Annotated in this window: 27 protein-coding genes; 4 read left to right on the forward strand and 23 right to left on the reverse strand. The window is 55.6% G+C overall.

The window, feature by feature from the left end; genetic code table 11:
- The first annotated feature begins 25 nt into the window (after positions 1 to 25).
- The 3 genes from HNP49_RS15920 (at position 26) to HNP49_RS15930 (ending at position 2,537) form a co-directional block, all read left to right on the forward strand.
- Positions 26 to 367, forward strand: a complete 342-nt coding sequence (locus tag HNP49_RS15920) for a cupin domain-containing protein (protein WP_184685187.1) — start codon at positions 26 to 28, stop codon at positions 365 to 367.
- A 292-nt stretch (positions 368 to 659) separates the two neighbouring features.
- The gene (locus HNP49_RS15925; protein ID WP_184684891.1) at positions 660 to 1,892 is read left to right on the forward strand and encodes a YncE family protein; all 1,233 of its coding nucleotides are present in this window, start codon (positions 660 to 662) and stop codon (positions 1,890 to 1,892) included.
- Between the two features lie 60 nt (positions 1,893 to 1,952).
- Positions 1,953 to 2,537: a hypothetical protein gene (locus tag HNP49_RS15930; protein ID WP_184684893.1), complete on the forward strand. Its 585-nt coding sequence runs from the start codon at positions 1,953 to 1,955 to the stop codon at positions 2,535 to 2,537.
- Positions 2,538 to 2,617: 80 nt separating this feature from the next.
- On the opposite strand, the gene HNP49_RS15935 is transcribed toward HNP49_RS15930, so the two are convergent.
- The 6 genes from HNP49_RS15935 to HNP49_RS15960 form a co-directional block, all read right to left on the reverse strand.
- Positions 2,618 to 4,210: a choice-of-anchor I family protein gene (locus tag HNP49_RS15935; protein WP_184684895.1), complete on the reverse strand. Its 1,593-nt coding sequence runs from the start codon at positions 4,208 to 4,210 to the stop codon at positions 2,618 to 2,620.
- 105 nt (positions 4,211 to 4,315) lie between these two features.
- Positions 4,316 to 5,620: a leucine-rich repeat-containing protein kinase family protein gene (locus HNP49_RS15940; RefSeq protein WP_184684897.1), complete on the reverse strand. Its 1,305-nt coding sequence runs from the start codon at positions 5,618 to 5,620 to the stop codon at positions 4,316 to 4,318.
- Position 5,621: 1 nt separating this feature from the next.
- Positions 5,622 to 6,536 (reverse strand): endonuclease/exonuclease/phosphatase family protein, encoded by a 915-nt coding sequence (locus HNP49_RS15945; protein ID WP_184684899.1) that lies wholly within the window; start codon positions 6,534 to 6,536, stop codon positions 5,622 to 5,624.
- On the reverse strand, positions 6,533 to 7,588 hold the full coding sequence (locus HNP49_RS15950; RefSeq protein ID WP_184684901.1) for an RNA methyltransferase: 1,056 nt from the start codon (positions 7,586 to 7,588) through the stop codon (positions 6,533 to 6,535). The genes HNP49_RS15945 and HNP49_RS15950 overlap by 4 nt, the downstream gene beginning before the upstream one ends.
- An 85-nt stretch (positions 7,589 to 7,673) precedes the next feature.
- On the reverse strand, positions 7,674 to 8,285 hold the full coding sequence (locus HNP49_RS15955) for a hypothetical protein (protein WP_184684903.1): 612 nt from the start codon (positions 8,283 to 8,285) through the stop codon (positions 7,674 to 7,676).
- Between the two features lie 4 nt (positions 8,286 to 8,289).
- The gene (locus HNP49_RS15960; RefSeq protein ID WP_184684905.1) at positions 8,290 to 8,784 is read right to left on the reverse strand and encodes a DUF2846 domain-containing protein; all 495 of its coding nucleotides are present in this window, start codon (positions 8,782 to 8,784) and stop codon (positions 8,290 to 8,292) included.
- A gap of 107 nt (positions 8,785 to 8,891) precedes the next feature.
- On the opposite strand from HNP49_RS15960, the gene HNP49_RS15965 reads away from it, so the two are divergent.
- Positions 8,892 to 9,188 carry a DUF1883 domain-containing protein gene (locus tag HNP49_RS15965; protein WP_184684907.1) on the forward strand — a complete coding sequence of 99 codons (297 nt, stop codon included), beginning with the start codon at positions 8,892 to 8,894 and terminating at the stop codon, positions 9,186 to 9,188.
- Positions 9,189 to 9,250: 62 nt separating this feature from the next.
- On the opposite strand, the gene HNP49_RS15970 is transcribed toward HNP49_RS15965, so the two are convergent.
- The 17 genes from HNP49_RS15970 to HNP49_RS16050 form a co-directional block, all read right to left on the reverse strand.
- Complete coding sequence (locus HNP49_RS15970; RefSeq protein ID WP_184684910.1) at positions 9,251 to 10,519, reverse strand: OmpP1/FadL family transporter; 1,269 nt, start codon at positions 10,517 to 10,519, stop codon at positions 9,251 to 9,253.
- A 494-nt stretch (positions 10,520 to 11,013) separates the two neighbouring features.
- Positions 11,014 to 11,523, reverse strand: coding sequence for a hypothetical protein (locus tag HNP49_RS15975; protein ID WP_184684912.1), 510 nt, complete (start codon positions 11,521 to 11,523; stop codon positions 11,014 to 11,016).
- A 110-nt stretch (positions 11,524 to 11,633) separates the two neighbouring features.
- Positions 11,634 to 12,266, reverse strand: a complete 633-nt coding sequence (locus HNP49_RS15980; RefSeq protein ID WP_184684913.1) for a hypothetical protein — start codon at positions 12,264 to 12,266, stop codon at positions 11,634 to 11,636.
- A 557-nt stretch (positions 12,267 to 12,823) separates the two neighbouring features.
- Positions 12,824 to 13,228 (reverse strand): hypothetical protein, encoded by a 405-nt coding sequence (locus HNP49_RS15985; RefSeq protein WP_184684915.1) that lies wholly within the window; start codon positions 13,226 to 13,228, stop codon positions 12,824 to 12,826.
- Between the two features lie 86 nt (positions 13,229 to 13,314).
- Entirely contained in the window at positions 13,315 to 13,746 is a 432-nt protein-coding gene (locus HNP49_RS15990) for a hypothetical protein (protein ID WP_184684917.1), read from the reverse strand.
- 735 nt (positions 13,747 to 14,481) lie between these two features.
- The gene (locus tag HNP49_RS19080; protein WP_409372557.1) at positions 14,482 to 14,838 is read right to left on the reverse strand and encodes a zinc ribbon domain-containing protein; all 357 of its coding nucleotides are present in this window, start codon (positions 14,836 to 14,838) and stop codon (positions 14,482 to 14,484) included.
- Between the two features lie 111 nt (positions 14,839 to 14,949).
- Positions 14,950 to 15,441 carry a YcxB family protein gene (locus HNP49_RS16000; RefSeq protein WP_076426723.1) on the reverse strand — a complete coding sequence of 164 codons (492 nt, stop codon included), beginning with the start codon at positions 15,439 to 15,441 and terminating at the stop codon, positions 14,950 to 14,952.
- Between the two features lie 88 nt (positions 15,442 to 15,529).
- Positions 15,530 to 15,973, reverse strand: coding sequence for a hypothetical protein (locus HNP49_RS16005; RefSeq protein ID WP_184684920.1), 444 nt, complete (start codon positions 15,971 to 15,973; stop codon positions 15,530 to 15,532).
- Positions 15,974 to 16,110: 137 nt separating this feature from the next.
- Positions 16,111 to 16,479 carry a hypothetical protein gene (locus tag HNP49_RS16010; protein ID WP_184684922.1) on the reverse strand — a complete coding sequence of 123 codons (369 nt, stop codon included), beginning with the start codon at positions 16,477 to 16,479 and terminating at the stop codon, positions 16,111 to 16,113.
- A gap of 517 nt (positions 16,480 to 16,996) precedes the next feature.
- A complete protein-coding gene (locus tag HNP49_RS16015) occupies positions 16,997 to 17,431 on the reverse strand; it encodes a hypothetical protein (protein WP_184684923.1) in 435 nt (144 codons plus the stop codon).
- A 92-nt stretch (positions 17,432 to 17,523) separates the two neighbouring features.
- Positions 17,524 to 17,841 (reverse strand): antibiotic biosynthesis monooxygenase, encoded by a 318-nt coding sequence (locus tag HNP49_RS16020; protein ID WP_184684925.1) that lies wholly within the window; start codon positions 17,839 to 17,841, stop codon positions 17,524 to 17,526.
- An 84-nt stretch (positions 17,842 to 17,925) separates the two neighbouring features.
- Complete coding sequence (locus HNP49_RS16025; RefSeq protein WP_184684928.1) at positions 17,926 to 18,573, reverse strand: hypothetical protein; 648 nt, start codon at positions 18,571 to 18,573, stop codon at positions 17,926 to 17,928.
- On the reverse strand, positions 18,554 to 19,033 hold the full coding sequence (locus tag HNP49_RS16030) for an ankyrin repeat domain-containing protein (RefSeq protein ID WP_184684931.1): 480 nt from the start codon (positions 19,031 to 19,033) through the stop codon (positions 18,554 to 18,556). The genes HNP49_RS16025 and HNP49_RS16030 overlap by 20 nt, the downstream gene beginning before the upstream one ends.
- Positions 19,034 to 19,167: 134 nt before the next feature.
- Positions 19,168 to 19,353 (reverse strand): hypothetical protein, encoded by a 186-nt coding sequence (locus HNP49_RS16035; RefSeq protein WP_184684932.1) that lies wholly within the window; start codon positions 19,351 to 19,353, stop codon positions 19,168 to 19,170.
- 149 nt (positions 19,354 to 19,502) lie between these two features.
- Entirely contained in the window at positions 19,503 to 19,871 is a 369-nt protein-coding gene (locus HNP49_RS16040) for a hypothetical protein (protein WP_184684922.1), read from the reverse strand.
- Positions 19,872 to 19,962: 91 nt separating this feature from the next.
- The gene (locus HNP49_RS16045) at positions 19,963 to 20,277 is read right to left on the reverse strand and encodes a hypothetical protein (RefSeq protein ID WP_184684934.1); all 315 of its coding nucleotides are present in this window, start codon (positions 20,275 to 20,277) and stop codon (positions 19,963 to 19,965) included.
- A 106-nt stretch (positions 20,278 to 20,383) separates the two neighbouring features.
- Positions 20,384 to 20,743 (reverse strand): hypothetical protein, encoded by a 360-nt coding sequence (locus tag HNP49_RS16050; RefSeq protein ID WP_184684936.1) that lies wholly within the window; start codon positions 20,741 to 20,743, stop codon positions 20,384 to 20,386.
- Positions 20,744 to 20,791: the final 48 nt, after the last annotated feature.

Below are 20,791 nucleotides of genomic sequence, written 5' to 3' on the forward strand. Positions count from 1 at the left end.
GACAAAAAAACATCAGGAGAAAACCGTGAACATCAGCCATTTCAAAGACACCGCTGGGTGCGTGCTGGGTGAGGCGACAGCGGTGGCCGTGCCGCTGGGCGAGCCGGTTGCGGCGACCCGCTGCAGCAGCGAAGCGCGAACCGACGGTGTGGAAACCGGCATCTGGGAATGCAGCCCGGGCCGCTGGCGGCGGCAGATCGTCCAGCAGGAGTTTTGTCACTTCATCAGCGGGCACTGCACCTTCACCCCGGATGGCGGCGAGCCGATCGAGATCCGTGCCGGCGACGCGATCCTTTTTCCGCAAGGCACCACCGGTGTCTGGGATATTCACGAGACGGTTCGCAAGAGCTTTGTGCTGATCGGGTAGGTGAGGTTTCGCTGACTGCGACAGTGCGTCGGGACGGCGCCGTGGATCGGCACCCGCGTACCAATAGGTGCCCCTTCGCCGGGAGGGGGGATTAACGCAGCGCGGTTGCTAGTTTTGCGCCAGCCAAGGTTGTTTGCTGCAAAGGTATTACCGCCGGGACGGAGTCCCGCCCGCGCTCCTTGTGGAGCAGGGCACAGGTGCGGATCAGGTGATGGACAGCGTTGGCCAATTCACGGGTTCGCAAACCGCGCGAGCCTGCCCGCGCCAACACCCTCACCGGAGCACAACAACAATGAGCGCACTACTGAAAACCCTGAAGCACTCCATGGTCGCGCTGGCCATCGGCTGTGGCACCACGCTGGGCCTGACGGCCTCAGGCGCGGCGCTGGCCGATGCCCGGCCGGTCGTTTTCGTCGGCAACAACTGGGACGGCACGGTCAACGTCTTCGACTCCAGCACCTACGAGAAGGTCGGGCTGATCAATGCCGTGCCGGACAAGCGCGCACGCATGACGGAAATCCTCCTCAACCCGATCAAGCTGACCGCCTTCCAGGCGGTGCGCAACCTGATCGGCGAGGGCAACGACCAGCTGGTCGACGACATGTACAGCAGCAACGACGGGCGCCTGCTGATCGCCTCGCGGCCGAGCTTCGCCGATGTGGTGGCCATCGATATCGCCACTGGCAAGGTGGTCTGGCGCTTTGTGGTCGATGGCTACCGCTCCGACCATATGGCCCTGTCGCCGGATGGCACCAAGGTGGCGGTGTCCGCCTCCACCGGCAACGTGGTGCACGTGCTGGACGTCAACACTGGCAAGCAGGTCGGCAAGTTCAAGTCCGGCAACTCGCCGCATGAGAACGTCTATTCCAAGGACGGCTCGAAGATCTATCACGCCAGCATCGGCTATGTGTTCACCCCGCTGGACCCGCAGTTCTTCGACTGGACCAAGGGCGAGCGCGTCGTCCAGGTGGTCGACACCAGCAACTATCAGGTCATCAAGAAATTCAACATGGCCGACAAGCTCAAGGCCGCCGGTCTCAAGGGCTTGAGCCCAGCGGTGCGGCCGATGGCGCATACCCCGGACGAGCAGTTCTTCTACTTTCAGCTGTCGTTCCTGCACGGCTTCGTCGAGTACGACATGGTCAACGACAAGGTGACCCGTCTGGCCAAGCTGCCCAACCTGGTGCCCGACCTGCCGCTGGAGCAGTACGTCAACGACTCGGCCCACCACGGTATCGCCATGAACAGCGCCGGCACCAAACTCTGCGTCGCCGGCACCATGGATGACTATGTGGCGGTGGTGGATCGCGCGACCTTTGGTTACCAGCTGCTGCAAGGCCTGGGGCAGAAGCCCTACTGGGTGACCTCGAACAAGGCGGGCGACCGCTGCTTCGTCTCCTGGAGCGGCAGCGACCAGATGTCGGTGATCGACTACGCCAGCGGCAGCGAAGTGGCCCGCGTGGATGTCGGCCGCCATCCCCAGCGCATCCGCGAGGGGTATGCCCCCGGTAACTGGATGAACTGATGCCAAGTCAGGCCTTCCCTTCATGTCGGGAAGGCCTATTGGCCCGCTGGGAGTGTGAGCATGGATAACCGATTACTACACAACTCAACTATGGCGCTGCTGTGCCTTATGGGGCTGGCGAGTTGGGTGCAAGCCGCTGAGGCGCAACACACAGGCTTGGCCTACAGCGCCGTGCAGCACATCGAGACAGTGCCAGGACCGTTCCTTAACCGGATCTACATTGCCGGTGACAGGGAGCGCCAGGATGCGAGCCTGGGCGGCGAGACGGTGACCACCATCATCCGTCGCGACAAAGGGGTGGCCTGGCTGCTGATTCCCAAGCACAAACAGTATGAGGAAATGGAGGCAGGTACCGCGTCGGTGGCGTCGCTTCCTGGGATGCTGGACCCGCGCCAGGGGCGCGAACAGGGCCAAGAGCGCCTGGACGGCCAGATGGTGAGCAAAATCGCCATTCCCATGGATGCAGGTCAGCAGGTGGCTTATGCCTGGGTGTCGCCCCAGGGGCTGGTGCTCAAGGCCGAGATTCCGTCGGACGAGCAGAGTGGTCGACCAGCAGCAATCATTCGTCTGCAGGACATTCAGTTCGGCAAGCAGGACGCCAGGCTGTTCGAGCTGCCCGAGGGATATCGCAAGAAAGGCGAGTGATGGGTGATGAAGTCTGCTCGGCAACAATGGAAAACGCCGCGATCCTTAGAAGATTCGCGGCGTTTTTTATGTGCTGAGTGTCAGCGGCGGTCGATGCGGTACAGGGTGGTGGAGCCACTGACCTCGTTGCCGACCACCAGCAACGGCACGCCACGAATCGGGCTGTGCGCGGCGCTGATGACCATCACGCCCTCCGGGCCCAGATCGCCGGCTTCGGCGGCCGGAGGCTGGGCACTGGCATTGCGGTTGCTGACCAGGTCGACGAAGCGTGGTGCCTTGGGGTTGCTCAGGTCGTAGACCATCACGCCGCTGATGCGCTCCAGGCCGATAAAGGCATAGGGCTTGCCCCACAGTTCGCTGACGGTGACGCCCTCTGGCTCCGGGCCCTTGTCATCGCTGCGGCCGTCCGGGCTGTTGTCCTTGTGGTTGCTGTTGAACAGCGTCGGCAGGCGTTCGGCCGTGATGCGCTCGAAGTCCGCACCGCTGTCGTACTGCTGCTGCCCCTTGCTGTTCCACACCGAGAACGAGCGGGCGCCGAAGGCATAAATGGCGTCATAGGTGCCGGTCTGCGGGTTCAGGCCGCTGGCGCGGCTGACGGTCAGGCGGCCGAGGTTGGCGTTCTGTTTGAGCGTGGCTGCGTCGGGGAAGACCGCCGGATCGAGCAGGTAGCTTGAGCTGCCAACACGGACTTCCTCGCTGTAGCCGCCATAGGCCCGAGCATCGCCCTCGTTGGCGGTGACCAGGTAGGTCTGCTCTCGATGGCTGAAGCTGCTGATTGCATCGGGTTGGTACAGACCGCGTACCGGCCAGTTGCGGATCTTTACGGCACCGTCCTTGTCGCTGGCATCGAGCTCGTTACCGGCCAGGTTGTGATCCTTGTAGCCCAGGCCGCGCACGGCCTTGACCTTGGCGCGGCGTAGGTCGATCTCGGCGATGGCGTTGTTTTCCTGCAGGGTCACCCAGGCCCGTTGCCCATCCTTGCTGACGGTGATGTATTCCGGCTCGAAGTCCTGGGCGACGCTGGCATTGGGACCGAACACGCGGATCGACGGATCGAGTTGCTCACGAGTCAGCTGACGGAAGTCGGCCGTGCGGACATTGGCCTGGCTCAGACGGCTGAGGCGAGCTGGCAGGTCGATGATGCTCACCGAACCCTCCGGGTCGGTCAGGTAGTCATCGCTCGGCTCGCCTTCGTTGGCGACCAGCAGACGGCGGCCATCAGGGGTGAATGTCAGCATGTCGGGCAGGGCGCCGACATCCACCGCGCCTTGTACCTGACCGTCGGCGTTGAGTAGCACGACCTTGCCGGGTTCGGTCTTCACCGTATTCTGCACGGCGGCCGCCACCAGCCCGCGGTGTACCGCCACGCTGTTGACCGAGCTGCCGTAGGCCGACAGGTCGATATTGAACAGCAGGGCGGGCTGGGCGGGGTGGCGGATATCCAGAACATCGATCTTGCCGCTGGCGGCATTGACCACGAACAGGCGCTGGCTGCGTGCATCGTGGGCGACGATTTCAGCCGCGCCCTGCTCGAACAGGCCGCTCTGGTAGGTGCCGAGGGCGGTGATCTTGAGGTTGGTGACCCTGGAGTCGTGCGACGAGTTGCTGGCAAGCACCGGGGTGGTCAGCGCGGTGGTGATGGCCAGTGCCGCGGCGAGACGGGAAAGACGCATGGGACAGTCCTGCTGAGGGTAGGGACTGGCAGATTGTGCGAGTGGCATGGCGGTGGCATGACCGATAGAAGAAGCTTTGCTGACACTTCTGTGGCTCAGACCGGCTCAGGCGTCTTGCAGTGCGCGGCTGATCTCGGCGAACAGCGGCCTCTGTTCTGGCTCGCTGTCCAGACAACGCTGCCGCAGCGGCTCAAGGGCCTCGGCCAAGCTGGCATCGCTGCGTTGCAGCAGCTCTTCCAGCAGGCAGCCAAAGGCGCGTACTTCCAGGCGTTGCAGGGCCAAGCCCTCGTCGCTTTCTGGGGCGAAGAACGAGGCGGCACCGAAGTCGCTGAGCAGGCAGTCGCCGCTCGCATCGGCCAGCAGGTTATGGGCGTACAGGTCACCGTGCAGGATGCCGCTGCGGTGCAGCTGGGCAACGGCGGCCGCCACGCCGCGGGCGATACGCAGCGCTTCGTCGGGGCTGAAACGGCGCTCCGGCGCATACACGTCGCGGGTGCAGCTGGCCAGTGACGGCGGGCCGGCCAGTACCTGATAACGCGGATCGATCAGCTCCAGCAGCAGGCCGTCGGGCTGACCGGCTTCCTGCTGCAGCGGGCCGACCACCCGTGCCAGATTGGCATGGGGCTCGGCCGCCAGGCAGGCAGCCATCTCGCTGTGCGGCAGGCCGTCACTGGTGACTGCGCCCTTGAACAACTTGACCGCCATCGCGCGTGGAGCTTGCCCCGGCACCTGCCATGTGGCCCGGTGAATCAGGCCGCTGGCGCCCTGGCCGAGCAGTTCGCCTAGGGCCAGTTGCGAGCGTGGCACCGGAGGATGCGGGTGGCGCGCCAGGCTCAGCTTTTCCTCATGGTCACTGCAGAGGTTGCCGGCAAAGGCCAGCCAGGTGAGGCGCGGCAGGTGCAGCAGCCAGGCCGGCAGGTGTTCCAGACGGTTGGCGGCGATACGCAGCAGTTCGAGGTTGTGCAGCTGCGCCAGGCTGTCCGGCAGTTCACGCAGCTGGTTGCCGGCCAGCATCAGCTTCTGCAGGCGCTGGCAGTGGCCCAGCTCCTCCGGCAGGTGGGTCAGGCGATTGTCGGTAAGGATCAGCCAGCGCAGTTGCGGCGGCAGCGCGGCGGCCGGCAGATGCTCGATGGCGTTGCTCTTGAACCCCACCATCTCCAACTGCGGGCACTGGCCAAGCACAGCAGGCACCTGGGTAAAGGCATTCTCCGAGCAGAACAGGATTTGCAGCCTGTGCAGGCGCGGCAGGTCATCGGGCAGGCAGCTCAGGCGGTTGCCGGAGAGGTTGAGCACCTCCAGCGAATCGGCCAGGTCGAAGATTTCTCGCGGGAACTCCAGCAGATCGGCGGACAGGTCCAGGCGGGTAATGCCGGCCAGTTCGCCGCGGCGAAGTTGCTCAAGACTGTGCATGTCAGTGCTTTTCCAGCAGTTGCAGGCGCATAAGCCGCGGCAGGTGGTCGGACCCGAGGTTCGGCCCCAGGCTTTGCTCGACAACGCGCCAGGGGCCATTGACCACAACCTGATCAATGGCAATACCCAGCCAGCCACGGCCGAGAGCAGGCCAGCTGGGACTCAGATCGCTGGCCCGTTGCCATCCCAGAGCCTGAACACCGCGCAGCGCCTGGGACCAGGGGCTGGCATTGAAGTCGCCGGCGACCAGCCCCGGCAAACCATGCGCGGCATTTTTCTGCAGCAGCACCTGCAGCCCCAGATTGCGCTTGTGGTGCCAGTAGGGGGAGAGCGGAGGCATGGGATGCACCACGGTCAGGGCGATCGATTGCTCCCCCGCCTTGACCCGCGACTCCAGGGCAGGAATGCCGTCGCCATCGACCTTGACGCTTGCACCTTCCAGTGGAAGGCGTGACAGCAGCGCCAGGCCGAAGGGCGAGTTCTCCGGTGCCTGCAGCCGGTAGGGATAGTCCTGCCAGCGCCCCAGCTGCTTGGCCAGCTCCGGAGTTACCTCCTGCAGCAATACGAGGTCGACGGGCTGCCGGTCGAGCAGGGCTCTGAGTGCACTGGCGTCCCGGCTCTGAGCCAGATTGGCGGTCAGCAGGTTCAGCTCCAGACGCGGTGTACCCGTTTCATTTTGCAGCGCCGGTGTGACTGTCAGCCAGGGCAGGGCGGTTAGCGGCGTGAGCAGCAGCCAGCGCGCGTTGCGCCGTGCCAGCAAGGCTACTCCTGCCAGTAGCAGAGTCAGGTGCAGCCACTGCCAATGGCTGGCCAGATCCAGCAGCCAGGCCGCATGGGCCGAGTAAGTCGCTGCCAGTTCGGTCAGCCAGGGCGATAGCAGACCGAGTGAGGCGCACAGTACGAACAGACGGATCATGGCTGCAGCTGACGGATTTTGATGCGTTCGGCCCTGGTCAGAGGGGCTGCCCCGACGGCGCGCGCACGCAGTTGCCCGCAGCCGCCGTCTATGTCCTGGCCGGCGCTGTTGCGTACCTTGGTCAGCACGCCGCGGCTGTGCAGGTAACGCACCATCTGCACGATGCGCTCGCCATCGGGGCGCTCATAGTTATCGCCTTCGAGGCTGTTGTAGGGGATCAGGTTGAGCACCGCGTACTTGCCCTTGAACAGACGCAGGATGGCGTCCATTTCTTCCTGGCTGTCGTTGATGCCCTTGAGCAGGGTCCACTGGTACTGGATCGGGTAGCCGATGTGGCGGGCATAGGCTTCGCCCAGCTCCATCAGCTCCTCGGGGCTGATCTTCGGTGCGCGTGGCAGCAGCTGCTCGCGCAGGTCGGCGCGGCTGGTGTGCAGCGACAGGGCCAGCGCCGGCTTGACCCGCTGCTGCGGCAGGCGCTCGAACACACGCGGATCGCCGACGGTGGAGAACACCAGATTGCGATGACCAATGCCGCCGTCGGTGCCGAGCAGATCGATGGCCGCCAGCACGTTGTCGAGGTTGTGCGCCGGCTCGCCCATGCCCATGAACACCACTTTCTTTACCGGCCGAAAACGCCGGGCCAGGGCCACCTGGGCGACGATCTCGGCGCTTGAGACCTGGCGCAGCAGGCCACTCTTGCCGGTCATGCAGAACAGGCAGCCGACGGCGCAGCCCACTTGACTCGACACGCACAGGCCGCCACGCGGCAGCAGAACGCTCTCGACCATCTGACCATCGTTCAGGCCAACCAGCAGGCGCGCGGAACCATCGGCCGCCGGGTGTTCCGAGCGCAGGCTGGCCAGTTGTTCCAGCTCGGCGCTGAGCGCCGGCAGGCCGTTACGCACGCTGAGCGGCAGAAAGTTCTCGCTGCTTTGCCGGCGTGTACCGCAGTCGAGCGGCTTGCCCTGCAGCCAGGCACGCACCACCCGGCCGCTGTGGGCAGGCAGGGCGCCGAGGTCGGCGAGGCGTTGATGAATATCGGAGATCTGCATGGGGCGCGCATGCTACCACTGTGCGCCAGAGCGGCGAAGCGCCGCGGGCCGGACGGAGCAGGAGACCCCGCCCGGCAGGAGGGCGTTATTCGGTTTCCACGCTCACAGCAAAGGCCGAGGTCAGGCGGATCACCAACTGGCGGTTGAGGTATTCGGTCTTCAGCACCACATCCGGGCGGACCTTGACCAGCTTGCGACTGCCATCGGCGAATACCAGGGTGGCGGTGTGCTGGGTGGTGTCGATGGCCACGACCCGCGCCGTGACCTCCACGGTATCGGCCATCAGCATGCCCGGCTTGCTGCCCGCCTGTGCAGTGGCCAGCAGAGCGGCGCCACCATCGGGCGAGGCCATGGCTTCCGGTTCTTGCAGGTAGACCACGCGCTCGACGGTGACGGTAGCCTTGACCTTGTCGCCGACCTTGAGCTGCGGGAAGTTGATCATTTCCGGTACGGCCTGGAGGGTACGGCGGTGGCCCTGGGCATCCTGCAGGGTGAAGGTACGTTTGGCATGGTCGATGGCACTGACCACGGCGCTGATCTGTTCGACCTCGGTGGTCACGCCACCGGGGACACCTTCCTGGATCACCTGGCTGCTGCTGACATCGCTGCTCAGCGGCTGGTCGGCCTCCGGGCTGGCGCAGGCACTGAGCAGGGCAGAGCTGAGCATGAGCAGGGCAAAGGGCTTGAGCATGGACATTGGCTTACTCCTTGTTGTGTTGTGCCTGGGTCTGGCGAATCTCGTAGACCGCCTCTTCACCGCGCTGCGGAATGACCCTGATCAGGTAGCGTGGCGCCGGCTGACCGAGCACCATCTCATCCAGTTTGTACTGCACATCGACCTTCAGGTACTTGATCTCACCCGGGTTGACGGTGAATGGGTAGGTAATGTCGCGTGGCTCCCACTTGGCAATCTGGCTGAGCCCGGTGATACGCAGGCTGTGCCGGCCGGGCGCCAGCTCGACCCAGCGGTGCTTGTTGTACTTGAGGGTGCCGATGCTCTGGCCGTCGATCTGCAGGTCCGGATAATCAAAGCGCAGTGGCTTCATCAGGCCGGGCGTAGTGGCCTCGGGGCGGTACAGGTAAACCACCGCGCGTTGACTGGTGGAGGGCTGCACCGCCTCGAAATAACCGGGCGAGCTACAGCCGGTGGCGGAGAGCAACAGGGGCAGGGCGAGCAGGCACAAACGACGGCGCATGACGATGATCCTTGTCTGGCGTAGAAACGTTGTCGGGTTATCGCACAGCCGGGCATGGCTGGCCAGTGTGCTAAGGTCGCGCCGGCACAACGGCACAGGAGCTTCCCATGAAATTCATCCATCAACGCGAACAACTCAATGAAGGCGATCTGGTCGTCATCGAAAGCTCACAGCCGTGCAACATCCGCCTGATGTCCGACAGCAGCTTTCGCAGCTTCAAGAATGGCGGTCGTCACACCTATCACGGTGGGGCGTTCGACCGTTTCCCGGCCAAGATCAAGGTGCCCAGCAGCGGTTACTGGAGCATCACCCTGGATACCGTAACCCGCCGCGCCATCAGCGTGACGCGCAAGCCAAGCATGCAATACAGCATCAGGATAGTGCGCCGCAGCGGCGCTCAGTAAGGCAGGCTGTGCGCGGTATTGACCGCGCACAGTGAGCGGCCCCGCAGTGGGGCCGCGACGGGTCAGAAGCGCCAGGTCGCCTGGGCGGCGAGAGCGTGACCGTTGTTGTTGTAGTCGGCGTTGTAGGTGCCTTTGCCGAACTCCTGCTTGTGGATGCTGACCTGCTCTTCCTGCAGGTAGACATAGGCCAGGTCGAGGGTCAGGTTCGGCTGGCTGGCCGGGGTGTAGCCGGCGCCCAGCGCCCATACGTAGCGATCGCCGCTGGGGATGCGCGGTGAGCGGTTGGTGTTGTTGCTGGGCGTCGGGTCGAACGCCACGCCGCTGCGCAGTACCCACTCCTTGTCCAGCTGGTAGGACAGGCCGGCGGCGAAGCTGCGGGTGTTGTGCCAGTTCTGCTCTTCGGTTACTTCGTGGAACAGGCCCGAGGCATTTTCCGGCGACTCGATCACCACTTCCTTGAAGCGGCTCCAGCGGGTCCAGATGTAGCCGGCATAACCGGTCCAGCGTGAGTCGAACTGGTGCGTGACCGACAGCTCGAAGTTTTCCGGGGTGGTCAGGTCCAACGAGGCATCGTACTTGCCAGCGGCAACGCTACCGAACGGGCCGAGGCCGATGCGGCTGTTGGTGGCATCGCCTTCCAGGGTGTATTCCACCTTGGAGCGGTAGGTCAGGCCGATGCGCGTGGCGTCGGTAGCCTGGAACATCAGGCCGACGGTGTAGGCCCAGCCCCAGTCATCACCCTCAACCTTGAACTCGCCTTCGCTGCCGGGAAGCGCGAACGGATCAACCGCGCTGCTCAGCTTGCCTTCGATATGGTTGGCACTGACACCGGCACCCAGCGACCACTGCTCATTGATGCGGTAGCTCAGTGTCGGCTGGATGGCCACTGCAGCCACTTCGCTGTCCTTGGCAAAGCGCCGGCCCTGGTAGTTGTTCTCGTAGTTGGTGGCCAGGCCGTAGGGCACGAACACGCCCAGGCCGAAGCTCCAGTGCTCATCCAGTGGCTTGACGTAGTAACCGAACGGGATCGCGGTCAGCGGCACCATGTCGCCGTCATTGGAGCCACGGTAGTTGCTGTTGACGTCGTCGATGTCGGTGCCGGCACTGATCAGCGCCATACCACCGGACACCTGCTCATCCAGGTAGCTCATGCCGGCCGGGTTGCCATACACAGTGGAGGCATCCAGCGCGCTGGACGAGCGACCGGCAAAGGCGGTGCCCATGGCACTGGCGCTTTGCTCGTTGATGGCAAAGCCGGCGGCCAGCAGCTGGTTGCTGGCAAGCAGGGCCGAGAGGGAAAGAGCGAGGCGGGATGGGGACAGATACTGCATGAATTGAACATCCGTTCACTGACGAAGGGCGCGAATGCTAAGGATTCATAGCTGTCTGTCCAGTCAAATAGGGCCTGGGTTACAAAATGACTACAATCGAGCAAAGGCTCTAGAACGGACGTCCCAGCGATTATTGTCGGACAATGTGCGAGATTTTCAGTCAGTGCTGGTGAGAGTGACTTTGAAAAAAACGCCACCTAGCCAGAGGGCGCGTGCGAGGTTACGAGGGGGGGGCCGAATTTTTTGTGTATGGTGGAAAGCAGCACTGTCGGAACGGGCGAGTCCTGTAGCGGAACAAGGCCGATAACAATCATGATCTTCGTGATCGATTGAGCGCTTGGCCCCCGCTGCGCGAACTACAGAATGGCCAGGGCCTTGCGCCCATCAAAGGCCGGATATACGCATGCAACCGCACCGACGGCAGGGCAGATCAAAAGCTTTGCCCACTACTTGTGGGGAGAGTCCATATACGCATTGTTAGCCGCCAACACGAATTAGTGAAACTGGCCATACCAAGGAGAGACCAACTCGGGGAGATATGGCCAATCTTGGCGGTTATTTAGAGCATTTCTTGATTGCTCAGCTGCTGACTGTGAGAGAAATAGGCCGCCAAGGTCATTTGCACTATTTATGGCGTAAAGACGGACATCACCTTTTGTGATCTGCTTGTTTATGATGTGAAAAAGTGCATATGTGGCTCTGCCCCACGACTCTCCCTCACTACCTTCAAGTGCTGGTCCGTAGATTTTGTATATTTCACCTCCGGCTTTAACTGCGTAGCTCCCAGTTTCAGAAGAAAATTGTTCTTCAATTTTTATGGGGGCTTCGACGTATTGCTTCAGCTGAGGGAGGAGCTGCTCATATGCTTCGTTGATTCCTTGCTCAGCTAATGCTTCAGCATCCAAGAGAATCAACGAGTCATAATTCAATGATGTTGCTGCTTGAGCTTGCTGGTTGCTAAGCAAGCCAAGAGTCAGCAGCAGCTTGTAGATGAGTGAGCGCATGACTTTCCTTGGTGGCTAACGATTAAGCTAACGGGCGGCCAAAAGCGCAGCTTTTGGACGTCCAGCGAACGAAGTGAGCGATAGTTGAGCGCATTGTTAGCTGCGCAAGCTCAACGTTTGCCCTCGTACTTGTAATACTCATGGCCTTTGCAGAGTGCACGCTCTAAGGTGCTGTCTGTTTTTAAGATTGAAACTCCGTAGCTTGTATTTATATAGATTTCCCCTGAGCTTGTCATCCAAGACTCTTTTGGAGCGCCGTCAAGACCAAATAGAATTCTATAGTCAACTGATGCTCCGTTTCTTGTGACTAGGTAGATGCGCCCGTCGTTGGAAAGCATATGCGACAGGCCAGCAATTACAATGGCGCCGTTATCTGTTTTATATATGTCGTGGATATTGTCGTTAAGCAGAATTTCAGGATTTCCGCTTGCGTCGACGAAAACCAACTCCCCACCCCATTCCCCCCTGTCGCTACCAGTAAGCCAGCCATTCCAGACCTTCACTGCCACCTGCGGCGATTGCTCAATTGAGGTGGTTTCCTGACCATTTTTGCCGTAACTATAAATGGTGGCGGTGTGGCTTAAACTTTGAAGCTCATCTTTGTTGCTTTTGTATTTTAATTTTTCTTGGGAGATAGGCTCTTCTACATGGCTGCAGTCTATCGAGGCAAATGGTGCTGCCTGGATGTGGGCTGAAAGAAGAAGACCCAGGACGAGAGTTATTGGCTTTATGGCAGGGCGCATATTTTCTCTTGGCGGCTAACGGACAGGTTAAGGGGGCGGACGCAAGCGTAGCTTGCGGACGTCCGGAGTGAGCGAAGCGAACGACCTTGAACCGTTTGTTAGACAGCGTACTACTCATAATAAGGGCCTACATAAAAGGCGAGCCAACCAAGCATGAAAGGCGTCATCGATATTGTTGCCATGAAGATGTAGATTGATATGCCTTTCAAGCCACGGGTGCGGTAAAGATATGCAGGTAAAACAATGGGCCACGCAAAGAACATAAAAGCGCCAAATTCGAACGGACGGTGAAAGTTCTTTTGCTTTGCGTCCTCAAGACACCATAGTGCCAGGAGGAAAGTGAAGGCCCAAGACATGAGTACTTCGTACTGAGGTTCTGGGTCGTACCCGTTGTAACCCATGACTGCGTAGTGCAGGGCTGAAATAGCTAAGGCTAGAGCCATCCATGTTTGTATACGCATAACGTCCTAAAGCTGTCTAACGGTTAAGCTAACAGGCGAGCAAAAGCGCAGCTTTTGCGAGTCCAGTGAGCGAAGCGAACGGTGTTGAGCGTATTGTTAGAAGCCATATACGCAATTGCCTAGTAAGTCGCCAAAGGCGTTTGTTAGTGTGCCAATGGCAGTGATAATGATGCCTAAAGCAACGTTGTTACCAATTTTCCGCTCTTCTGCTGTTGTGATTATTGGCGTTCCGTCGGTGTGGAGGTCAGCGAAGCGCCCAGCGCTGGATTGTGATTTATAAATTCCGTTTGAAAATAGCGGCGACATAGTAAAGAGCAGGCCGACCACTATAACCACCGCGCCAAAACGATTGATCCATGACCAGTTTTCATGAACTACTGAAAAAGTAATTCCTGCACCAATGGCGGCTAAAGAAATAAGGATTAAAAACGCCTTGGATGCAAGGGGTTTTACTATTGGATCGAGTACATGATTGTCTGGATGTCGGTTTCGGGTGAACACGGAGCATTCCTTTGGCTTCTAACGTTTGGTTAAGGGGCGGGCTTTAGCCCGTCCCAGCGAACGAAGTGAGCGATTTGAACCAGTTGTTAGCAGTTACCAATATAAATCTCGCCTGGGCTAAAACAACCGACAATGCACCCTAGGAAAGGATCATTTCCATTTTCATTTATTGCCCAGTGCCAATCTACTATTTCGGTATTTGTAGGAAATACTAAATCAACCCCGTTCTCAAATTTAAGGATTAGCGCCGAGTCTTTGGATAGCGTTACATCAACTATGTTTTTCCTGAGTGTACTGCAAAGAATAATGGTCTTAGCTATATCTTCTTTGTCTATAGCCTCTGTGGCCGGCTGATAAGTGCCTGCAAACTGTTGGTTTAATGAACCTTCGTCGGGTGACTCGATGTTATTGGTAATCAACCAGAAACCATCAAAATATAAGTCAAACGCATCTCCCACGCTAAAGCGCGAATAGAAATTACCGACCAGCTTCTCCTTTAGTATTTGAATTGCACTCATTTTCTTCTGTGACTGCTAACGTTTGGTTAAGGGGCCGGCTTTAGCCGGTCCCAGTGAGCGAAGCGAACGGTTTGAACCACTTGTTAGGCTTTTGAAATCTTATAAGAACATACACTTATAAGCAAAGATGGAATTTAAAGAATTTGCATAAGAATAGTAATTTCCGGGGTGTTAGTTAGGCTTGAGGTGTACGTCTGAACCAGTGGTGACTACTCGGCAGGACAAGCAATATAGCGGCGACCACAAGCAGTACGGTTTGAAGTGTCTCGACTGTTTCAGTGAGTCCACTCGGGGTATTTGCAAGACCCCACGGTAAGTCGAATAGACAGATGAGGCCAAATACAATGATTATCCAGCGTACCCAATTTCGAGCCTTGCGGACCGAGGATATTACACCCCAGCCAATGCCGAGATAGAGCAGAGAGGCGATGAAGGGAAATAACGGGTTACTCCAGTCGGGAATCAAATACAAACGGATGACACTGAGAGCAAGGCTTGTAGCAACAAGTATCCCGGCGACTCGGGGGGCAAGCGTTAACTGGGTGGCGGCATTGAGTTGTGTATTTTGGGGAGCAATGTCAGTAAGCCCTGCAACGGGCGGCTCGTACGGATTTCTTTGTTGCATAGTGAGCATTTCCCAAAAGAGCCTAACGATTAAGCTAACGGGCGAGCAAAAGCGTAGCTTTTGCGAGTCCAGCGAACGGAGTGAGCGACAGTTGAGCGCATTGTTAGGCGCTAGCTGCCAAGAAGAACGTCAGCAACAAACGCTGCGCCGCTTACACGTGATTTGTAGAACTCGGTGTATCCGCATTTATTGCAGCTAACGTAATTGAAACTCTCAGTGGCTAAGTCAAATGCTGCTGACAAGCTACCACCTGCCGCCCGGAATGCACCTGTATTTGATAGGTGATAGTCACATTTGGAACACCTGAATTTTGATTTGTTGCGCACGGCGTCAGAGTTCATGTACTTCTCTTTGTAGCTGTCAATTTCTCGCCCAGAGCATGAGGCTGGGCAGCCGCAGGTTGTGCAAGATTCATTTCCTGCTGCCACGGTGTTTTCACATGCCTGACATTCCCAGTTGTAATTCATTGTTCCCTCAAAGATTGGAGCAGTAGTGCCTAACGGACAGGTTAAGGGGCGGACGCAAGCGTAGCTTGCGGACGTCCGGAGTGAGCGAAGCGAACGACCTTGAACCGTTTGTTAGGCGTTTTGCACTGGCTCAATGTAGCTCCTCAGCTTTTGCTCGGATTCTTGTGAGGTAAAAATACTTTTTGGCAAAATTTGGAACAAGCAGTCTGAATGATAAAGGAGTACGACATCTTTGTTTTCGCGCCACCGTACAAAGTGTGACCACGGAGTGAGGCAAGATGAGGTATCAGATGTAACTAGCAGACCGTCGGGACTCCAGTCGTAGGAAAATGGTTCATGTAAAAATTTCTGTTGCTTGTAAATTTTCTTTGCTTTGAATTTGAGTATGTACAGTCGTTGTATCCAGTGGCCGATAAAGCAACCTACCGCGCCACCGAAAAGCCCGCCAGCTACCGTGATGTTCCCTAGCTTCCAGGATGTAATGCTTGCTATGGCGGTAACTATAAAAAGAGCTGCAAATTTTAGGCGTTGCTTGTTGGTTAGGTTCTGCCCTAGCTTGACTGCAGAGAGATATTCTTCTGGCGTTATTTTGGTTGGATTCATGGTGTGCCTAACGATTAAGCTAACGGGCGGCCAAAAGCGCAGCTTTTGGACGTCCAGCGAACGAAGTGAGCGACAGTTGAGCGCATTGTTATACGCGGCGATTGGCGTAAGTTATTTTTACTGTATATGTGTATTCTTTTGTTAGGCGCTCTGGAAGGATTTTTTCACAGGTAATGCTAAAGCTCTCTGTGGTGCCAGGCGATATAAGCCATATCTCGTCGCGGCACTTATCTGCCAGGATTCCAGATTTGAATACGGATACCTCTATACTGACTTTTTCCCATGTGTCTTTAGTGTTGTTCTTTACTTTTCCGCCAACAATGTAGTCCCGCATTTCACGAATGTCGGCGTGCTCTGTGATTTCTAGATCTGGCCCGCCGTCATACTGGAAATATTTTTCAGAAAATACGGTGCGTTTGAAATATTTTGTTGCCCACTCTGTTCCCGCAACTGCGCTATAGAGACCGAGGCCAAAAACAACCCCATAGGCGAATTTCTCAAGAATCCATTTTGATGCCTGCTTTGTGTTCATGGCTTTCCTACGTATAACGTTTGGTTAAGGGGCGGCCAAAAGCGTAGCTTTTGGACGTCCGAAGTGAGCGAAGCGAACGGCTTGAACCAGTTGTTAGGCGCTTATATTGGAATTCTAATTGTTTCATTGGCGCCATATTATTTTAGTAGCTGAGAAAATTCAGCGCATTTATGTTGCGTCACCGAATAGTCATAGGCTCTTAAGTTGTTCGTAGTAACTCGATTGGGGTTCGCTCCATATTTTAAAAGCATTTCTGTGATTTCAAGAATCAGTGTGCCGCGCGTGGATTTTTCTACCTGATACTCGTGTAGTAAGTAAAGAATGTAGTCATCTAGATCGTTCTCTGGATTTGGGTTGGCGCCAGCAGCTAGTAACTTTTGGATTGACGGCAAATCTTTTGTGAGAATGTAGTGACTTAGATAGAAGTCTAGATCTGCTTTTACTTCGTCGTAGAACTCAATGTTCTCAAGCTTTTCGAGTAGGTCTTCTCTGGTGAGTGTGGCCATCTACGAGTGCCTAACGATTAAGCTAACGGGCGAGCAAAAGCGCAGCTTTTGCGAGTCCAGCGAACGAAGTGAGCGACAGTTGAGCGCATTGTTATGTGAGCTCTTTACACTGACGCTCTATTTCGTGAACCAAGACTGATGCCATTTCTTCTTGGTTTTTGTCCTGAGTTGATTTTAGGATTTTCTTGGCAATAGTAAGCGCTTGCCTTAACGATATTTCACTCTCTATGGTGGCAGATTTTTTGTATTTGGCGAGCCTGGGTGTGCCATAGCCAATAGGTGCTAATGAGCCGTCCTGATCTTTGCCCCACTTTACGGGCAGAGTTAGTAAGTGCTCATTACCCCAGATGGTTCTGTAAAGAGCAGTAACGCTACCGCCGTCTCTGCAGATGTCCAGCTCTGGAGTGCCTTTTATGAGTATTAGCATCTAAGAGTCACATAACGTTGTGCTAACAGGCGAGCAAAAGCATAGCTTTTGCGAGTCCAGTGAGCGAAGCGAACGGTGTTGAGCACGTTGTTAGAGTGCGCGTTTTTCACCGATCGTTGCGCCCAGTAAAAATACACCAATTGGCAGAGTGAGCAAGAGCAGCCAACCGATAACTCCAAACTTTGGATTCGTTGTTCCTTTTGTGATCATGCCAGATAACATTGCCAAATCAAGAATTATACCCAAGGCTAAGCCAAGAGCGGTGATTCTACGTAACCATGCCGATTGCTGAAACTTTTGTGGGGCTAGTATTAATCGTACCCAAGCTGCAGCAATTGCTAGTAATGACCCAAAGCCAAATATGCCAAGGCCCATTGTTTCAATGTTGAATTCGGCTAAGTACGTAAAATACATTGCTGCCGTTATAGATAATGATGCGAATGGTATTGTGGTGAATACACCCAGTGTGATGAGTGTCCAGCGTATTTTTTTGCTGTTAAGAGCGAATGCCCATGATTCGAACATGAAAGTGCACTCTAACGATTAAGCTAACGGGCAGGCAAAAGCGTAGCTTTTGACTGTTCAGCGAACGAAGTGAGCGATAGTTGAGCGCATAGTTAGATGCCGTAATCACGTTCAACTTTGGAGATTCTTACCTTGAAAGTTGAGTACCATTTTTCGTGGCCTGCTTTTTGGGCCTTTTGGTGCTCAACATTAAGTTTCCAGTTTTTTATTGAGTCTAGGTCTGCCCAGTACGAAACAGTGATGCCTAGATCTTCTCTTGCAGACTCTACTCCTAAGTAGCCTGGTTGCTGGCTTGCTAGCAGAAGCATATTAGATGCTGTTTCAGAATATCCATTGTCGCCATCAGTGCGAAGCGAGGTGAAAATTACTGCGTAATACGGTGGTTTTGGGGTTTTTGCTATGGTCGACACGATTCTTCCTTGAAGGTATCTAACGTTTGGTTAAGGGGCCGGCTTTAGCCGGTCCCGAGTGAGCGAAGCGAACGGCTTGAACCACTAGTTAGGCAGCTTCGGTTTGTTGTAGAACTCATTTACAACCAAATCTACTTTTTCTTTTGTCCATTCGCTATTGTCAAGTAAATACTTTTCTTGATTGCTGTTCAGCGTTGCTGCTATGCCTTCGCTAGAGGAGCCGTGATCATAAATTTTAATAATCCATGCTATTTGTCGGTCGGCTTCTGGGTCTTTAACATATTTGCATTTTGGGGTTTCTTCACTTTTTACAGTGATTTTTCCTGTGCTTTTGAATATGTACGCAGTAACAAAATAGATTGGTGTGCAAAGAATTGGAAGTAAAGCAAAATTCCAAATATTCTCATCGCTTGTGCCAAGGCATACGTTCAGTGCCTTCTCGCAGGTCTCATGTATGAATGCTGCAGTCAGCATGACAGCTATACAGACTCCAATTGATGCAAAGCAGTTTAGAAAAGCAAACAATAAGCCTTTTGTGCTCTTTGAGCTCGCACCAAAGATAGCGGCTGTTGCGACTCCTAAAATAATTGCAAGAAGGATGATTTCGTTTGTTAATTGGTACATGCAATGCCTAACGATTAAGCTAACGGGCAGACAAAAGCGTAGCTTTTGGCTGTCCAGCGAACGAAGTGAGCGACAGTTGAGCGCATTGTTATGCGCTTGCCACGCCATATTGCTTTTCTATTCTGGCTATTTCTCTCTTGAGATAGCTTATTTGTGCTTTAGCCCAAGCAGTCGGGTCTTTCTGTTGCACCTTGTTCATTTCTGCGCCTAGGTAATCGCAGATGTCATCTTTTTTCGAGAAACGAGCAAGCGTGAATGGAGGGTTTCCCTCAGTGAGTGCATGCAGATCTGCGCCAGATTCAACAAGCAGTTTTACCATTGAGAGATCGCACATCGAGGCAGCTTCGTGCAAAGGTGTATGACCGAGGTCACCGCGGGCATTGATTTCAATACCAAGGTCAATTAGCTCTTTAGCCAGAGATAGTTCGTTTCTTATAACGGCGATATGTAGGGCATTCTCGCCCTCATGATTGCACCAGTTTATATCCGTAAAATCTGCTTCCTCGAATGACGGCAAGTCAGATTTCAGGCCGTTGAGGAACTTTTGCAAATTTTGGCTGCGTTCCATGCGATTTTCCTGCAGTGCATAACGTTTGGTTAAGGGGCGGGCTTTAGCCCGTCCCGAGTGAGCGAAGCGAACGGCTTGAACCAATTGTTAGGTCACAGGGTTGAGTCGTAAGTCTGCCTGTGGCTAATCCAAAATTAGTTTTCTAAGTTTTGGCCAAGATTGAATTCTAAGTACAGCATCAGAGGTATCATCCAAGGCGCAACACCGACCCAGCCAATATAGGGAAATGCGGAAAGGAGAAATGCGGCAATTCGCAAGACGTTCCGTTGCCTGCCTGTTTTCGAGTTATACCAAGCGGCCAATTTTTTCAAGTACTTCATATTTACTCCTGCTTTCGAATTGAGCCTAACGTTTGGTTAAGGGGCGGCCAAAAGCGTAGCTTTTGGACGTCCGAAGTGAGCGAAGCGAACGGCTTGAACCAGTTGTTAGGCGCTTATATTGGAATTCTAATTGTTTCATTGGCGCCATATTATTTTAGTAGCTGAGAAAATTCAGCGCATTTATGTTGCGTCACCGAATAGTCATAGGCTCTTAAGTTGTTCGTAGTAACTCGATTGGGGTTCGCTCCATATTTTAAAAGCATTTCTGTGATTTCAAGAATCAGTGTGCCGCGCGTGGATTTTTCTACCTGATACTCGTGTAGTAAGTAAAGAATGTAGTCATCTAGATCGTTCTCTGGATTTGGGTTGGCGCCAGCAGCTAGTAACTTTTGGATTGACGGCAAATCTTTTGTGAGAATGTAGTGACTTAGATAGAAGTCTAGATCTGCTTTTACTTCGTCGTAGAACTCAATGTTCTCAAGCTTTTCGAGTAGGTCTTCTCTGGTGAGTGTGGCCATCTACGAGTGCCTAACGATTAAGCTAACGGGCGAGCAAAAGCGTAGCTTTTGCGAGTCCAGCGAACGAAGTGAGCGGCAGTTGAGCGCATTGTTATGTTTCAGTCTTGCAGGCATTTTCAACCTCAGTGTTGAAGTTTACTGCGCTTGCGATGTGCTGCCGAACATCTGCACCCATTATTGGGTCAGGATCAAGCCACGATAGCTTTGCTAGCTTGATGAGCTGTTCAGCGTTAGGTGTTCGGCGTAACCACCAATGGAACGCCCCACATCTTTCATGCTCTGAGCCGGCTTCGTTGCCTGGTTTATAGCCGCTGAGCTGGATTTTAAATAGCTCATCAGGATACATGCCAAAGGTTTCCCATTCGGTAGGGAAGTTGAGTATGTGTAGTAACTCGCTTTTGGTCATCGGCTGATACATAACTATAATTATGCGACACGTCTGTATCTGCCCACTATTGCCATAGATAGGCATAAGTGGGCAGATGTAGGCATCGCGTTTACGTATGTGGCCATCATGTATGGATGATCCGTTCTTGCAATCCGAGTTTGACTGCATTTTCGTATCGGATCAGCCAGAGCTGGCGTTCGTGATTCCATTTGCCACCGGCTTTCTTCACCAGACGTTGCAGTTCGGTTTCATGGCGCAAGATGCGCAGCAGAACTGGGCGCTGATTTTGATGAAGGCGATAAGCGACGTCGTTGAACCCTTTGAGTGGGGCGGCGCGTCGTTCGATGATGAGTTCGACGGTGGTGTAGCTGAGCTGCTTTTCAGCATCCAGTCGGTAGCGTACGGCGACGAGATTGTCGCCATAGAGTTCGACGTAGCGCTTGGTGCCGTTCTTGCCGGGGCGCAGGGTCTTCACAACGTCCATATTGTGCTCCGCAGGGGAGAGGGGTGTTGCAGTCTGCCTCAGCCCTGG

The sequence above is a fragment of the Pseudomonas fluvialis genome (assembly GCF_014207935.1).
In the GTDB taxonomy this organism is placed as follows: Bacteria; Pseudomonadota; Gammaproteobacteria; order Pseudomonadales; family Pseudomonadaceae; genus Aquipseudomonas; species Aquipseudomonas fluvialis_A.

What these genes read in the sequence shown, in the direction of transcription:
- HNP49_RS15925 (WP_184684891.1), top strand. Translation starts at nt 660, where the DNA reads ATGAGCGCACTACTGAAAACCCTGAAGCACTCCATGGTCGCGCTGGCC.
- HNP49_RS15930 (WP_184684893.1), top strand. Translation starts at nt 1,953, where the DNA reads ATGGATAACCGATTACTACACAACTCAACTATGGCGCTGCTGTGCCTT.
- HNP49_RS15935 (WP_184684895.1), bottom strand. Translation starts at nt 4,210, where the DNA reads ATGCGTCTTTCCCGTCTCGCCGCGGCACTGGCCATCACCACCGCGCTG.
- HNP49_RS15940 (WP_184684897.1), bottom strand. Translation starts at nt 5,620, where the DNA reads ATGCACAGTCTTGAGCAACTTCGCCGCGGCGAACTGGCCGGCATTACC.
- HNP49_RS15945 (WP_184684899.1), bottom strand. Translation starts at nt 6,536, where the DNA reads ATGATCCGTCTGTTCGTACTGTGCGCCTCACTCGGTCTGCTATCGCCC.
- HNP49_RS15950 (WP_184684901.1), bottom strand. Translation starts at nt 7,588, where the DNA reads ATGCAGATCTCCGATATTCATCAACGCCTCGCCGACCTCGGCGCCCTG.
- HNP49_RS15955 (WP_184684903.1), bottom strand. Translation starts at nt 8,285, where the DNA reads ATGTCCATGCTCAAGCCCTTTGCCCTGCTCATGCTCAGCTCTGCCCTG.
- HNP49_RS15960 (WP_184684905.1), bottom strand. Translation starts at nt 8,784, where the DNA reads ATGCGCCGTCGTTTGTGCCTGCTCGCCCTGCCCCTGTTGCTCTCCGCC.
- HNP49_RS15965 (WP_184684907.1), top strand. Translation starts at nt 8,892, where the DNA reads ATGAAATTCATCCATCAACGCGAACAACTCAATGAAGGCGATCTGGTC.
- HNP49_RS15970 (WP_184684910.1), bottom strand. Translation starts at nt 10,519, where the DNA reads ATGCAGTATCTGTCCCCATCCCGCCTCGCTCTTTCCCTCTCGGCCCTG.
- HNP49_RS15975 (WP_184684912.1), bottom strand. Translation starts at nt 11,523, where the DNA reads ATGCGCTCACTCATCTACAAGCTGCTGCTGACTCTTGGCTTGCTTAGC.
- HNP49_RS15980 (WP_184684913.1), bottom strand. Translation starts at nt 12,266, where the DNA reads ATGCGCCCTGCCATAAAGCCAATAACTCTCGTCCTGGGTCTTCTTCTT.
- HNP49_RS15990 (WP_184684917.1), bottom strand. Translation starts at nt 13,746, where the DNA reads ATGAGTGCAATTCAAATACTAAAGGAGAAGCTGGTCGGTAATTTCTAT.
- HNP49_RS19080 (WP_409372557.1), bottom strand. Translation starts at nt 14,838, where the DNA reads ATGAATTACAACTGGGAATGTCAGGCATGTGAAAACACCGTGGCAGCA.
- HNP49_RS16000 (WP_076426723.1), bottom strand. Translation starts at nt 15,441, where the DNA reads ATGAATCCAACCAAAATAACGCCAGAAGAATATCTCTCTGCAGTCAAG.
- HNP49_RS16005 (WP_184684920.1), bottom strand. Translation starts at nt 15,973, where the DNA reads ATGAACACAAAGCAGGCATCAAAATGGATTCTTGAGAAATTCGCCTAT.
- HNP49_RS16010 (WP_184684922.1), bottom strand. Translation starts at nt 16,479, where the DNA reads ATGGCCACACTCACCAGAGAAGACCTACTCGAAAAGCTTGAGAACATT.
- HNP49_RS16015 (WP_184684923.1), bottom strand. Translation starts at nt 17,431, where the DNA reads ATGTTCGAATCATGGGCATTCGCTCTTAACAGCAAAAAAATACGCTGG.
- HNP49_RS16025 (WP_184684928.1), bottom strand. Translation starts at nt 18,573, where the DNA reads ATGGCGTGGCAAGCGCATAACAATGCGCTCAACTGTCGCTCACTTCGT.
- HNP49_RS16030 (WP_184684931.1), bottom strand. Translation starts at nt 19,033, where the DNA reads ATGGAACGCAGCCAAAATTTGCAAAAGTTCCTCAACGGCCTGAAATCT.
- HNP49_RS16035 (WP_184684932.1), bottom strand. Translation starts at nt 19,353, where the DNA reads ATGAAGTACTTGAAAAAATTGGCCGCTTGGTATAACTCGAAAACAGGC.
- HNP49_RS16040 (WP_184684922.1), bottom strand. Translation starts at nt 19,871, where the DNA reads ATGGCCACACTCACCAGAGAAGACCTACTCGAAAAGCTTGAGAACATT.
- HNP49_RS16045 (WP_184684934.1), bottom strand. Translation starts at nt 20,277, where the DNA reads ATGACCAAAAGCGAGTTACTACACATACTCAACTTCCCTACCGAATGG.
- HNP49_RS16050 (WP_184684936.1), bottom strand. Translation starts at nt 20,743, where the DNA reads ATGGACGTTGTGAAGACCCTGCGCCCCGGCAAGAACGGCACCAAGCGC.